This window comes from Longivirga aurantiaca (assembly GCF_042660085.1).
Taxonomy (GTDB): Bacteria; Actinomycetota; Actinomycetes; order S36-B12; family CAIYMF01; genus Longivirga; species Longivirga aurantiaca.
Genome location: NZ_JBHSTI010000002.1, coordinates 328,997 through 341,414 on the forward strand (window position 1 = coordinate 328,997; position 12,418 = coordinate 341,414).

The following is a 12,418-nucleotide window of genomic DNA, read 5'->3' on the forward strand; positions in this document are numbered from 1 at the left end:
GGCCTCACGTGGTGCCGCGGCGTCGCGCGCTGCGCAGCGGGCGCTCGGTGTAGCCGCCGTCGGCCAATCCGGCCCGTCGCTCGAACACGTTGCGGCTGAAGTGATCCCCGGTGCGGGCGTAGGACCACGCGACGGCGACCAGGTAGAGCGGCAGGAAGACAAGGACGCACCAGGCCCACTGCGTCGCGTGCCGGCCCTCGTGCCGCAGCAGCTCGTCGGTCACGTGGTCGGTGCGCAGGATGACGACGTTGCCGACGGTCACCGCGCGCGCCTTCGGGAAGGTGCCCGTTGCGCCCCGGCCGAGCACCAGGCCGTGAGGGCCCTTCTCGAGCCGCGCGCCCTCGCTCTTGGCGAGCAGGAGGCCGGCGAGGGTCGAGAAGTTGAGCGCGTTGACCAGCCGACGCAGCCGGTACCCGGGTGCGATCGGCTCAGCCATGGACCGAGGGCGCGCGCACCGACGCCATCGGAGGCATCTCGACGCCGGCCACTGGGTGCTCGGTGACGGAGAACCCGGAGGCACCACGGTCGAACTGCAGCAGCGAGGCGGAGACGTCGGCCGCGAGAGAGAGGTCGCCGCGACGGCGCAGCCGCTCGGTCGCCGCCCGCATGATCTCCGCCGCCATGACGCCGAGGAACCGCTCCTCGTGGTGGCGGTGCACGCGGACGCCGAGGTCGACCTGCGCGATGGCGTCGAGACCGAGCCGTTCGTAGGTGTCGACGAGGAGCGCGATCTCCACGCCGTAGCCGCAGGGGAACGGCAGCGACTCGAGCAGCGGGCGTCGGGCGGCGTACTCCCCGGCCAGCGGCTGCACCACCCCTGCGAGCTCGGGCCAGAGCAGGTTCAGCAGCGGCCGCGCGACGAGCTCGGTGACGCGCCCTCCGCCTGCCGGGACGACGGTCGCGCCCTCGACCAGGGGCCGCTCGTACACGGCCTTGACCAGGTGCACGGAGTCGTCGGTGAGGAGAGGCCCGAGCAGCCCTGTGACGTACGACGGTGTGAACGACTGGAGGTCGGCGTCGACGAACACCACGATGTCGCCCGTCGTGACGGCGAGGGATCGCCACATGGCCTCGCCCTTGCCGCCGCTGCCCGTGTGCTCCGGCAGGATCTCGGCGCGCTGCACGACGCGTGCACCCGCCGCCGCGGCGATCTCGGCGGTCCGGTCGCTGGAGCCGCCGTCGATCACGACGAGCTCGTCGACCAGGCGTCGGTGCTCGGGCGCGGCCGCCCCGAACGAGCGGTGCACGATCTCGACGATCCGGCCGACCGTGGGCTCCTCGTTGAGCGCGGGGAGCACGACGCTCACCGTGGTCGGGCCCTTCACGGTCGCGAGGAGGTCGACCGGCCAGTCCGAGGCCGTGGTCGTGCGACGCTCGAACCAGGCTGCGACGTCCTCGCGCACGGCTCTCCTTCATCTCAGCGATGTCTCACGATCCGGACCTGCGTCGTCCCGAGGGGCGGGACTCCCGTACAGTCTTGCGCACGGAGTGAACGTCGGCCCCCGGGCCGGGTGTTCCCTCCCGTCGAGGCTTCCGGCCCGGCACAACAGAACATCGCTCATCCAGAGGGGCAGAGGGATACGGCCCGATGAAGCCCCGGCAACCACCCGGACAACCTCCGAGCGACGTGCAGACGTCGCGCGAGGCCGACCGGAGAAGGTGCCAACTCCGTCCTGTCGGCCGAACGGTCAGGCAGGGAAGATGAGGAGAGAGGCCTCGCCATGTCCACGTCGTTCATCCCCGCGTCCGAGCTGCCGGCCGACGACGCTCCCCCCGCCGCCCCCGACTTCGGTCCGGCCGCGCGCCTCACCTGTCGTGAGTGCGGCTCCTCCTATGCGCTCGGTGCCGCGTACGCCTGCATCGAGTGCTTCGGCCCGCTCGAGGTCGGCTACGACTACGTCGACGTGACGCGCGAGCGCATCGAGTCCGGCCCGCAGAACATGTGGCGCTACGCGTGCCTGCTGCCGGTCGCGTCGTACGCCGGCGACGAGCCCAACCTGAACCCCGGCATGACGCGCCTCGTGCGCGCCGACAACCTGGCGCGGGCGCTCGGGATGACCGGCACGCTCTGGGTCAAGGACGACAGCGGCAACCCGACGCACTCGTTCAAGGACCGCGTCGTCGCCGTCGCGCAGAGCGCGGCCCGCCGCCTCGGCCTCGGCACCATCGCGTGCGCCTCCACCGGCAACCTCGCCGGTGCCGTGGCCGCGGCTGCGGCGCGCGGCGGCCAGAAGTCGGTCGTGGTCATCCCGTCCGACCTCGAGGACGGCAAGGTCGTGACGGCGGCGACGTACGGCGGCACGCTGCTCGCGGTCAACGGCAGCTACGACGACGTCAACCGCCTCTGCTCCGAGCTCATCGGCGACCCGCTCACCGAGGACTGGGGCTTCGTCAACGTCAACCTGCGCCCGTACTACGCCGAGGGCTCGAAGACGGTCGGGTACGAGATCGCCGAGCAGCTCGGGTGGCGCCTCCCGCAGCAGGTCATCTCGCCGATCGCGTCGGGGTCGCTGCTCACCAAGGTGGACAAGGCGTTCCGCGAGTTCGTGCAGCTCGGTCTCGTAGCGGACACGCCGTACCGCGTCTTCGGTGCGCAGGCCACGGGGTGCTCGCCGGTCTCGGTGGCGTTCCGCGAGGGCCACGACGTCGTGCGCCCGCAGCGGCCGAACACCATCGCCAAGTCGCTCGCGATCGGCAACCCGGCCGACGGCCCCTACGCGCTCGACGCCGTACGCCGCTCCGGCGGCGCGATCGGCGACGTGAGCGACGCGGAGGTGACCGAGGGCATCCGGCTGCTCGCCGAGACCGAGGGCATCTTCGCCGAGACCGCGGGCGGTGTGACCGTGGCCGTGCTGCGCCAGCTGCTCGCCTCCGGCGCTGCCGACCCGGCCGCAGAGACCGTGCTGCTCAACACCGGAGACGGCCTCAAGACCCTCGACGCCGTCCTCGGCCACGTCGGCCCCACCGCCGTGATCGACGCCGACGTCGACGAGGTCACCCGAGTCCTCACCACCCCCTGACCTGACCCGAGCTACTGCCCAAACGGTCGTTGAGCGAAGTGCTTCAGCGACCATGTGGGCAGTAACTCGCGGAGCAACGAGAGAAGGCAGTGCCATGAGCGTGTCGGTCCGGATCCCGACGATCCTGCGCACCTACACCGACGGCGCCAGCGAGGTGACCGTCGAGCCGGCCGAGGACACCCTCACATCGGTGCTCGACGCCCTCGAGGCCGCCGCGCCCGGCATCAAGGCCCGCGTGCTCGACGACGAGGGCAAGCTGCGCCGGTTCGTCAACGTGTACGCCGACGACGAGGACGTCCGCTTCGTCGGCGGCCTCGACACCCCGACGCCCGCGGGCACGAAGGTCTCGATCATCCCCGCCGTGGCCGGCGGCTGATCGTCGTACGCCGAGAGCCCCGCATCCGTCTGCGCGACGGGTGCGGGGCTCTCGCGGTCTGTGCTCCGACGAAGGACGGCACCGGGCGCTCGCGCGCTCGGTGCCGTCGGGCGATCCGGGGTCCCTCCCGGGGGAGGGCTGGGTACCCGTTCCTGAGGGACGTGTGGCGACCTACTCGGGGATCGGGTCGTACTCCGGGTCGACGTAGTGGAGAGCAGCCTCCTCGGCGGTGAGGTCGTCGTCCTCGCCGGAGTCGTGCGCGGTCACGTCGTCGTGCTCGCTGTCGAGGGCGTCGCGGTCCTCGGTCAGGCGCCCGACGATGACCTCGCGGTGCCCCTCGCGGTGCGGCGCGAAGGCGGCGGCGGGGTCGTCCGAGCCGTACTGCTCGGTCAGGTCGGCCTCGAGCGCGTCGGCGACCTCGTCGCCCGCCTGGCCGCGCCCGGGGTACGCCGGGCCGTCGTACTTCTCGTCCTCGGTCCCGTGCCCGAGACCCGTGTACTCGCGCTCGTTGGTGCTCATGAGGTCATTGTGTCCCGCTGGCACCCGGGACGCGCGGCATGTGCGGGAGCCGTCCGGGTGCCTCCCGGCAGGGGTCCGGAGGGCGGTCGCGGCTTGCACTCGGACCCCGAGAGTGCCAACAATGGCGTTAGCACTCGACCCACCCGAGTGACAGCCGAGCTGTCGCGACGGTCGGGCACGGGTGGTACGCGAGACCTCCGTGGGTGAGGTCGGGCCGGGCAGGCGCCACCGTCGTCCCGGGCCGTCCGTCCGTCGCGGGCACCGACGAGGTCGTCCAACCTGAAGCGAAAGGGATCGGCAGCCACATGGCGAAGATCATTGCGTTCGACGAGACCGCCCGTCGCGCGCTCGAGCGGGGTATGAACACCCTCGCCGACGCGGTGAAGGTGACCCTCGGCCCGAAGGGCCGCAACGTCGTCCTGGAGAAGAAGTGGGGCGCCCCCACGATCACCAACGACGGTGTCTCCATCGCCAAGGAGATCGAGCTCGACGACCCGTACGAGAAGATCGGCGCCGAGCTGGTCAAGGAGGTCGCGAAGAAGACCGACGACGTCGCCGGTGACGGCACGACGACCGCGACCGTTCTCGCCCAGGCGCTCGTGCGCGAGGGCCTGCGCAACGTTGCCGCGGGTGCCAACCCGATGGCGCTCAAGCGCGGCATCGAGAAGGCCGTCGAGGCCGTGAGCGCCGAGCTCCTCTCGATGGCCAAGGAGGTCGAGACCAAGGAGCAGATCGCTGCGACCGCGTCCATCTCCGCCGCTGACCCCATGATCGGCGAGATCATCGCCGAGGCGATGGACAAGGTCGGCAAGGAAGGCGTCATCACCGTCGAGGAGAGCAACACCTTCGGTCTCGAGCTCGAGCTCACCGAGGGCATGCGCTTCGACAAGGGCTACATCTCCGGCTACTTCGTGACCGACGCCGAGCGCATGGAAGCCGTGTACGAGGACACCTACGTCCTCATCGCCAACTCCAAGATCTCGGGCGTCAAGGACCTCCTGCCGATCCTCGAGAAGGTCATGCAGTCGGGCAAGCCGCTCGTCATCATCGCCGAGGACGTCGAGGGCGAGGCCCTGTCGACGCTCGTCGTCAACAAGATCCGCGGCACCTTCCGCTCGGTCGCCGTCAAGGCCCCCGGCTTCGGCGACCGTCGCAAGGCCATGCTGCAGGACATCGCGATCCTCACCGGCGGCCAGGTCATCTCCGAGGAAGTCGGCCTCAAGCTCGACACCGTCGGCCTCGAGCTGCTCGGCAAGGCCCGCAAGGTCGTCGTCACCAAGGACGAGACCACGATCGTCGAGGGTGCGGGCGACTCGGAGCAGATCGCCGGCCGCGTGAACCAGATCCGTGCCGAGATCGAGAAGTCGGACTCGGACTACGACCGCGAGAAGCTCCAGGAGCGCCTCGCCAAGCTCGCCGGCGGCGTGGCCGTCATCAAGGCGGGTGCGGCCACCGAGGTCGAGCTCAAGGAGCGCAAGCACCGCATCGAGGACGCCGTGCGCAACGCCAAGGCGGCCGTCGAGGAGGGCATCGTCGCCGGCGGCGGCGTCGCCCTGCTCCAGGCGAGCGTGGCGGCCTTCGCCAAGCTCGAGCTCGAGGGTGACGAGGCCACCGGCGCGAACATCGTCCGCGTCGCGGTCGAGGCCCCGCTCAAGCAGATCGCGATCAACGCCGGCCTCGAGGGCGGCGTCGTGGCGGAGAAGGTGCGCAACCTCGAGCCGGGCTGGGGTCTCAACGCCGCCAACGGCGAGTACGTCGACCTCATCAAGGCCGGGATCATCGACCCCGCCAAGGTGACGCGCTCGGCGCTGCAGAACGCCGCCTCCATCGCGGCGCTCTTCCTCACCACCGAGGCCGTCATCGCCGACAAGCCGGAGAAGACCCCGGCCGGCGGCGGCGCGCCCGACATGGGCGGCATGGACTTCTAGTCCGTCCGCACCACCACGCACGACCTCGTACCGCCCGGGCCCCCACGGTCCCGGGCGGTACGCATGTCTCCGGCCGCACTTCTGCGCCCCTAGGGTCGATCACGGCAGTTGAGCTGCACCGGATGACCCGTACTCGTGATCATGAGTGCCGTATCCGGTGCCGGGCGCGTGCGGCCCGGGCACTACGCTCCGGGGCGTGTCCAGCGATTCCGCGTCCCTGCCAGACGGCGCCCGCATCTCGTACCAGGGCGAGCCGGGGTCGAACTCCGACGCCGCCTGCGAGGCCGTCTTCCCCGGCGTCCCGACGCTGCCGAACGCCACCTTCGAGGATGCCCTCGCCGCCGTGGTGAACGGCGAGGCCGACCTCGCGATGATCCCGATCGAGAACTCGATCGCCGGTCGGGTGGCCGACATCCACCACCTGCTGCCCGGGTCGGGCCTGTCGATCATCGGCGAGTACTTCATGCCGATCCACTTCCAGCTCATGGCCGTGCCCGGCACCCGGCTCGACCAGATCACGACCGTGCGCAGCCACATCCACGCCCTCGGGCAGTGCCGCAGGCTCGTGCGCGAGCACGGGTGGCGCCCCGTGGTGGCCGACGACACTGCCGGGGCCGCCCGCGTCGTCGCCGAGCTCGGCGACCCGGCCGTGGCCGCCCTTGCGCCGCACCGCGCCGCCGCGCTCTACGGGCTCGAGATCCTCGCCGAGGACGTCGAGGACGAGCACACCAACACCACGCGGTTCGTCGTCCTCGCCCGGGAGCCGCAGGTGCCCGAGCACGACGGCTCGCTCGTCGTGACGTCGTTCGTCTTCCGGGTGCGCAACGTCCCCGCTGCCCTCTACAAGGCGCTCGGAGGTTTCGCCACCAACGGCGTCAACATGACCAAGCTCGAGAGCTACCAGCTCGACGGCACGTTCACCGCGACGGAGTTCTACGCCGACGTCGAGGGCCACCCCGACGACCGCCCGCTCGCCCTGGCGCTCGAGGAGCTCGCGTTCTTCTCCAGCTCGGTGCGGATGCTGGGCACCTACCCCGCGAGCCCGTTCCGCACCTGACCGCCCCGGTAGGTGGGTGGCGATCCCGTCGTGGAGCGCACCCTCGTTACCCGGGTACGACGGCGCTGCCGGTTCCGGACGCGCGAAGGCCCGGGGCAGGTGCCCCGGGCCTCCGTCGACGTTCGTCAGATGCGATCAGAGGGCCACCAGCTCGGCCACGTAGAGCTCGGCAGAGCGCGGACCCGACGGCTCGGCCAGGTCGAGCAGCAGGGACAGCGAGACGCCGCTGCGGAGCAGGTCCATGACGGCCTGGGTGCCGTCGTACGTAGTCGCGGTCCACATGGCCGCCACCTCCTTGATCACAGTCCGTTCATCGAACGGACACGCGCGACGCTGGTGAGCCGTTCGGGTGGTGCAACCCGTGGTGCTCCGAACGGGCTACCGCGGGCACCGGCCGTTCGTGCCGTCTTGAGCAGGACGAGAGGCAGGACGGGTGACAGGCAACTCGCGCGCGCGGGACACCGTCCCGCTGCGAGCATCGGCAGATGGACCTCGTCGCGCCGGACCGCGCCTACCTCGACGGCTACCTCGACGCCCTGCGCCGGGAGTGGTCGCCGACGACGACCGACCCCGGCTACTGGCGCGCCGAGCTCGCCCGGGTCTCGGCCGACCCCGACCTCGCGCTGGCGCAGTTCAACGAGCGCGACGGAGGCGGCCGGACGATCACGCTGCCCGACGGCACCGAGGTGGCCCGCATCCCCGGCGTGGTGCGCTGGCTGTGGGACGGCGAGTTCTGCGGCGCCATCAACGCCCGCTGGCAGCCCGGCACGCCCGACCTCCCGCCGCACGTGCTCGGCCACATCGGCTACAGCGTCGTCCCCTGGAAGCAGCGCCGGGGCTACGCGACCGAGGCGCTGCGCCAGATGCTCGACATCGTCCGGACGGAGGGGCTCCCGTACGTCGAGATCACGACCCAGCCGGACAACATCGGCTCGCAGCGGGTGATCGAGGCCAACGGCGGAGTGTCGCTCGGGGAGTTCGTCGAGCCCGAGCAGTACGGCGGGCACCTGGGCGTGAAGTACCGCATCGACCTCGCCTGACTCACCCGCCGTCCGGCGCCCAGCCCTTCGGCTCGGCGGGGTCGGACGGCGGGTCGGCCAGGGTCCGCTGGAACCAGGCGACGCTGCGCCAGGCGCCGAGCTTGAAGCCGACGTCGCGATAGACGCCGAACTGCGCGAACCCGTGCGCACGGTGCAGCGCGACGCTCGCGTCGTTCGGCAGCGCGATCCCAGCGAAGCACTGCACGTAGCCGAGCCGCTCGACCGTCGGGAGCAGCTCGGCATACAGCGCCGTGCCGATCCCGCGGCCCGTGGCGCCGGCGTCCAGGTAGACCGACACGTCGCACGCCCAGCGGTAGGCCCGGCGCACGCGGTGGTGGGCTGCGTAGGCGAACCCGAGCACGCGCTCCTCCGCGTCCTCCGCGACCAGCCATGGCAGGAGCGGGGCGGCTGCCATACGCGCGGCCATCTCCCGGGCGTCCGGCGCGACCTCTTCGAACGACGCGTACGACGCCTCCACGTGCGGTGCGTAGACCGCGGCGATCCGTTCGGCGTCGCGCGGGGACGCTGCACGGACACGGATGTCGGCCATGGCGCGACCCTAGCCACGGCAGTCGGTCGCGCGACGTGTGCCGCGCGCTCGTCCGTGGTGGGATGAGGTCCCACCCGTGGCCCGTGGCCCGTCGCACCAGGAGCACCCATGCCCGCCAGCCGTGATCTCACCGGGACCGTCGTCGTCATCACCGGGGCCACCGCCGGCATCGGCCGGGAGACGGCGCGCCAGCTCGTGGCCAAGGGGGCCAAGGTCGCGCTCGGCGGTCGTCGCCAGGAGAGGCTCGACGAGCTCGTCGCCGAGCTGGGCGCCGACAACGCCGTCGGCGTCGTCATGGACGTGCGCTCGCCGGAGGACAACGCGCGCCTGGTGGCTGCCGCCGTCGACCGCTGGGGCCGGCTCGACTCGGTGGTGCCGAACGCCGGCGTCGGCATGTACGGCGGGATCCTCGACCAGACCGACGAGGACCTCGCGTTCATGATGGACACGAACTACGCCGGGACCGTGTGGTCCGTGCGTGCAGCCCTCCCGGCGATCCTCGCCACCGGCGACGGCGGCGACGTCGTGATCGTCTCCAGCGTCGCCGGCTTCCGCGGCGGTCCGGACGAGGCGGTGTACGCCGGGACGAAGCACGCGCAGGTGGGTCTCGCCGGATCGCTCGACCGCGAGCTGCGCGAGCGGGGCGTGCGCGTCACCCTCATCTGCCCCGCCGGCACGGCGACCGAGTTCGCCGTCGGAGCGGGTCGCACCGAGGACGACCCGCGGTTCGCCGAATGGCTCACCGCCGAGGACGTCGCATCGGCCGTCGTGCACACGCTCGAGCAGCCCCGCTCCCTGCGCACCGCGATCTGGACCCTGTGGTCGATGGGCCAGGGCAGCTAGCCCCACCCGGGGATTTGCCCCCGATGTCGTTGCTTCCCCACACGTTCGGTCGTGACTTCACGACCGAACCGGGGGCAGATCCGCGGGCTGTCCTTCGCCCACGGCTGATTCCGGCGTGCACCGGGGCGTACGACGTCTACCGTCCCTCTCGTGAGCGAGCAGCCGGTGGTGGTCGAGCGGCGGGTGACCCCGCTCGAGCTCTTCTTCGACCTGGTCTTCGTCTTCTCCCTCACCCAGGTGACGGCGCTGATGGCGGCCGATCCCACCTGGCTGGGGCTCCTGCGCGGGATGGCCGTGCTCACGGTGCTGTGGTGGGCGTGGGTCGCGTACGTCTGGATCGGCACCACGACCGATGCCGAGGACGGCGTCGCGCGCATCGTGATGCTCGCCGCGATGGGCGCGATGTTCCTGACCGCGCTCGCGGCCCCCGGAGCGTTCGGCCAGCTCGGCGACGTCGCCGGGGGCTCGCGCGACCAGGCGCTGCTGTTCGGCGTCACGTACTTCGCCGTGCGCCTCGCCCACGTGGTGCTCTTCCGCGTGATCGGTCGGGACAAGCCCGACGTCGGTGCCGCCGTGGCCCGGCTCGCGCCGGGTCTGCTCCTCGGATCCGCGCTGATCCTCGTCGCGGCCTTCCTCCCGCCCGGGTGGCCGCGCGGCCTGCTCTGGGCGGTCGCGATCGCGGTCGACGTCGGGGCCCCGCTCGTCGCGGGCACGAAGGGGTGGGAGCTCAGCCCCCACCACTTCGCCGAGCGGCACGGCCTCGTGATCATCATCGCGCTGGGCGAGTCGCTGGTGGCCCTCGGCGTCGGCGTCAGCGACCAGCTGTACGACGTGCGCACGATGATCGCGGTGCTCGTGGGGTTCGCCTCGGTGGCGTGCCTCTGGTGGCTCTACTTCGACGTCGTCGCCATCGCGGCCGAGCGCCGGCTCGCGAGCGTCGACGTCGAGCAGCGCAACAGGCTCGCGCGCGACTCGTTCAACTACTTCCACCTGCCGATGGTGGCCGGGATCGTGCTGCTCGCCCTGGGCCTCAAGAAGTCGTTCGTCGACATCGACTCCGAGCTCAAGCTCGTGGCGTCGTTCGCGCTCTTCGGCGGCGTCGCGCTCTACCTGCTCGGCCACCTGCTCTTCCGCAAGCGCAACATGGGCTCCTGGAACCTCCAGCGCACGGTGATCATGCTGCTGCTGCTCGCCTGCGTGCCGCTCGGTGTGGCCGTTCCCGCGTGGGTGAGCCTCGTGACGCTGATGTCGGTGCTGCTGGCGCTCGTCACCTACGAGACGCTGGCCTTCGCTCCGTGGCGCCGGCACCTCCGCGCCGCCCACGAGGACCACCACGCGGGGGAGCACTGACCACAGTCGCGTGTCAGACCGCGTCGGGCTCGATGCTGCCGTGCAGGACGTCGTCGGCGTCGACGATGCGGTAGGCGTAGCCCTGCTCGGCGAGGAACCGCTGGCGGTGCGCGGCGAAGTCGGCGTCAACGGTGTCGCGCGCCACGACGGCGTAGAAGCGCGCGGTGCGGCCGTCGGCCTTCGGGCGCAGCACGCGGCCGAGGCGCTGGGCCTCCTCCTGCCGCGAGCCGAACGAGCCGGAGATCTGGATGGCGACGCCGGCCTCGGGCAGGTCGACCGAGAAGTTGGCGACCTTGGAGACGACGAGCACGCGGACCTCTCCGGAGCGGAAGGCGTCGAAGAGGCGCTCGCGCTCCTTGACCGGCGTCTCGCCCGTGATGACGGGAGCATCGAGCCGCTCGCCCATCTCGTGCAGCTGGTCGAGGTATTGGCCGATCACGAGGACGTGCTCCTCGGCGTGCTTCTCGACCAGCGCCTGGACGATGCGGAACTTGCGGTCGGTCGAGGCCGCGAGGCGGTAGCGCTCCTCGGGCTCGGCGGTCGCGTAGACGAGGCGCTCGCGCTCGTCGAGCGTCACGCGCACCTCGACGCAGTCGGCGGGAGCGATGTAGCCCTGCGCCTCGATGTCCTTCCAGGGCGCGTCGTACCGCTTGGGCCCGATGAGCGAGAAGACGTCGCCCTCTCGGCCGTCCTCGCGCACGAGGGTGGCCGTGAGGCCGAGCCGGCGGCGGGCCTGGATGTCGGCGGTGAACCGGAAGATCGGTGCCGGCAGCAGGTGCACCTCGTCGTACAGGATGAGGCCCCAGTCGCGGGCGTCGAAGAGCTCGAGGTGCTGGTAGACGCCCTTCCGCCGGGTCGTCATCACCTGGTACGTCGCGATGGTCACGGGCCGGATGTCCTTGACCGTGCCGGAGTACTCGCCGATCTCGGACTCGGTGAGGGTCGTGCGCTTGAGCAGCTCGGACTTCCACTGGCGGGCCGAGACGGTGTTGGTGACGAGGATCAGGGTGGTGGCGCCGGCCATCGCCATCGCGGCCGCGCCGACGATCGTCTTGCCCGCGCCGCAGGGGAGCACGACCACGCCCGAGCCGCCGTGCAGGAAGTTCTCGGCGGCCTCGCGCTGGTAGCCGCGCAGGGTCCAGCCGTCCTCGGTGAGCGACATCGGGTGCGCCTCGCCGTCGACGTACCCGGCCAGGTCCTCCGCCGGCCAGCCGAGCTTGAGCAGCACCTGCTTGAGCGACCCGCGCTCGGACGGGTGCACGACGACGGTGTCGGGGTCGATGCGCGCCCCGACGAGCGGCTCGACCTTCTTGCTGCGCAGCACCTCCTCGAGCACGGCCCGGTCGTTCGAGTGCAGCACCAGGCCGTGGGCGGGGTCGTTCTGCAGCTGGAGGCGGCCGTAGCGGCCCATGGTGTCGGCGACGTCGACGAGCAGGGAGTGCGGCACGGGGTAGCGCGAGTAGCGCAGCAGGATGTCGACGACGCCCTCGGCGTCGTGACCGGCCGCGCGCGCGTTCCAGAGGCCGAGCGGCGTGAGGCGGTAGGTGTGCACGTGCTCGGGGGCGCGCTCGAGCTCGGCGAACGGCGCGATCGCGTGACGGCACTCGGCCGACAGCGCATGGTCGATCTCGAGGAGCAGCGTCTTGTCGCTCTGCACGATCAGCGGGCCGTCGGTCATCCGTCGATTCTCCCACCCCGGCCGAGACGCGCAGACCACAGCGTGACGCCCGGAGCG

13 protein-coding genes and 1 riboswitch are annotated in these 12,418 nt (G+C 71.5%); of the genes, 7 read left to right on the top strand and 6 right to left on the bottom strand.

Annotated features, from left to right (window positions below; genetic code table 11):
• Positions 1–4 precede the first annotated feature (4 nt).
• Complete coding sequence (locus tag ACFQGU_RS01785) at positions 5–436, bottom strand: hypothetical protein (protein ID WP_386763634.1); 432 nt, start codon at positions 434–436, stop codon at positions 5–7.
• Positions 429–1,403, bottom strand: a complete 975-nt coding sequence (locus ACFQGU_RS01790) for a glucosyl-3-phosphoglycerate synthase (RefSeq protein ID WP_386763635.1) — start codon at positions 1,401–1,403, stop codon at positions 429–431. Before ACFQGU_RS01790 ends, ACFQGU_RS01785 begins: the two co-directional genes overlap by 8 nt.
• Positions 1,404–1,555: 152 nt before the next feature.
• Positions 1,556–1,708, top strand: a riboswitch (SAM riboswitch).
• Between the two features lie 13 nt (positions 1,709–1,721).
• On the opposite strand from ACFQGU_RS01790, the gene thrC reads away from it, so the two are divergent.
• Positions 1,722–3,020, top strand: coding sequence for a threonine synthase (gene thrC, locus ACFQGU_RS01795; protein WP_386763636.1), 1,299 nt, complete (start codon positions 1,722–1,724; stop codon positions 3,018–3,020).
• Positions 3,021–3,114: 94 nt separating this feature from the next.
• Positions 3,115–3,396, top strand: a complete 282-nt coding sequence (locus ACFQGU_RS01800; RefSeq protein ID WP_386763637.1) for a MoaD/ThiS family protein — start codon at positions 3,115–3,117, stop codon at positions 3,394–3,396.
• Between the two features lie 171 nt (positions 3,397–3,567).
• Here the strand turns inward: ACFQGU_RS01800 and ACFQGU_RS01805 are convergent, their stop codons facing one another.
• The gene (locus tag ACFQGU_RS01805; RefSeq protein WP_386763638.1) at positions 3,568–3,915 is read right to left on the bottom strand and encodes a DUF5709 domain-containing protein; all 348 of its coding nucleotides are present in this window, start codon (positions 3,913–3,915) and stop codon (positions 3,568–3,570) included.
• A 305-nt stretch (positions 3,916–4,220) separates the two neighbouring features.
• Between ACFQGU_RS01805 and groL the strand changes: the two genes are divergently transcribed.
• Together groL and ACFQGU_RS01815 are read left to right on the top strand one after the other, a co-directional pair.
• The gene (gene groL / locus ACFQGU_RS01810) at positions 4,221–5,843 is read left to right on the top strand and encodes a chaperonin GroEL (RefSeq protein WP_386763639.1); all 1,623 of its coding nucleotides are present in this window, start codon (positions 4,221–4,223) and stop codon (positions 5,841–5,843) included.
• 196 nt (positions 5,844–6,039) lie between these two features.
• Complete coding sequence (locus ACFQGU_RS01815) at positions 6,040–6,900, top strand: prephenate dehydratase (RefSeq protein ID WP_386763640.1); 861 nt, start codon at positions 6,040–6,042, stop codon at positions 6,898–6,900.
• A gap of 135 nt (positions 6,901–7,035) precedes the next feature.
• Here ACFQGU_RS01815 and ACFQGU_RS01820 read toward each other — a convergent pair whose 3' ends face one another.
• A complete protein-coding gene (locus tag ACFQGU_RS01820) occupies positions 7,036–7,182 on the bottom strand; it encodes a hypothetical protein (RefSeq protein WP_386763641.1) in 147 nt (48 codons plus the stop codon).
• A gap of 203 nt (positions 7,183–7,385) precedes the next feature.
• On the opposite strand from ACFQGU_RS01820, the gene ACFQGU_RS01825 reads away from it, so the two are divergent.
• Entirely contained in the window at positions 7,386–7,940 is a 555-nt protein-coding gene (locus ACFQGU_RS01825; protein ID WP_386763642.1) for a GNAT family N-acetyltransferase, read from the top strand.
• A 1-nt stretch (position 7,941) separates the two neighbouring features.
• Here ACFQGU_RS01825 and ACFQGU_RS01830 read toward each other — a convergent pair whose 3' ends face one another.
• On the bottom strand, positions 7,942–8,490 hold the full coding sequence (locus ACFQGU_RS01830) for a GNAT family N-acetyltransferase (protein WP_386763643.1): 549 nt from the start codon (positions 8,488–8,490) through the stop codon (positions 7,942–7,944).
• 108 nt (positions 8,491–8,598) lie between these two features.
• On the opposite strand from ACFQGU_RS01830, the gene ACFQGU_RS01835 reads away from it, so the two are divergent.
• Positions 8,599–9,333, top strand: a complete 735-nt coding sequence (locus ACFQGU_RS01835; RefSeq protein WP_386763644.1) for an SDR family oxidoreductase — start codon at positions 8,599–8,601, stop codon at positions 9,331–9,333.
• A 150-nt stretch (positions 9,334–9,483) separates the two neighbouring features.
• Positions 9,484–10,683, top strand: coding sequence for a low temperature requirement protein A (locus ACFQGU_RS01840; RefSeq protein WP_386763645.1), 1,200 nt, complete (start codon positions 9,484–9,486; stop codon positions 10,681–10,683).
• 13 nt (positions 10,684–10,696) lie between these two features.
• Here the strand turns inward: ACFQGU_RS01840 and ACFQGU_RS01845 are convergent, their stop codons facing one another.
• Entirely contained in the window at positions 10,697–12,361 is a 1,665-nt protein-coding gene (locus ACFQGU_RS01845; RefSeq protein ID WP_386763646.1) for a DNA repair helicase XPB, read from the bottom strand.
• Positions 12,362–12,418 lie beyond the last annotated feature (57 nt).

Coding starts and splice junctions, on each gene's coding strand:
- ACFQGU_RS01825 (WP_386763642.1), top strand. CDS start 7,386: ATGGACCTCGTCGCGCCGGACCGCGCCTACCTCGACGGCTACCTCGAC.
- thrC (WP_386763636.1), top strand. CDS start 1,722: ATGTCCACGTCGTTCATCCCCGCGTCCGAGCTGCCGGCCGACGACGCT.
- ACFQGU_RS01805 (WP_386763638.1), bottom strand. CDS start 3,915: ATGAGCACCAACGAGCGCGAGTACACGGGTCTCGGGCACGGGACCGAG.
- ACFQGU_RS01830 (WP_386763643.1), bottom strand. CDS start 8,490: ATGGCCGACATCCGTGTCCGTGCAGCGTCCCCGCGCGACGCCGAACGG.
- ACFQGU_RS01800 (WP_386763637.1), top strand. CDS start 3,115: ATGAGCGTGTCGGTCCGGATCCCGACGATCCTGCGCACCTACACCGAC.
- ACFQGU_RS01820 (WP_386763641.1), bottom strand. CDS start 7,182: ATGTGGACCGCGACTACGTACGACGGCACCCAGGCCGTCATGGACCTG.
- ACFQGU_RS01785 (WP_386763634.1), bottom strand. CDS start 436: ATGGCTGAGCCGATCGCACCCGGGTACCGGCTGCGTCGGCTGGTCAAC.
- groL (WP_386763639.1), top strand. CDS start 4,221: ATGGCGAAGATCATTGCGTTCGACGAGACCGCCCGTCGCGCGCTCGAG.
- ACFQGU_RS01835 (WP_386763644.1), top strand. CDS start 8,599: ATGCCCGCCAGCCGTGATCTCACCGGGACCGTCGTCGTCATCACCGGG.
- ACFQGU_RS01845 (WP_386763646.1), bottom strand. CDS start 12,361: ATGACCGACGGCCCGCTGATCGTGCAGAGCGACAAGACGCTGCTCCTC.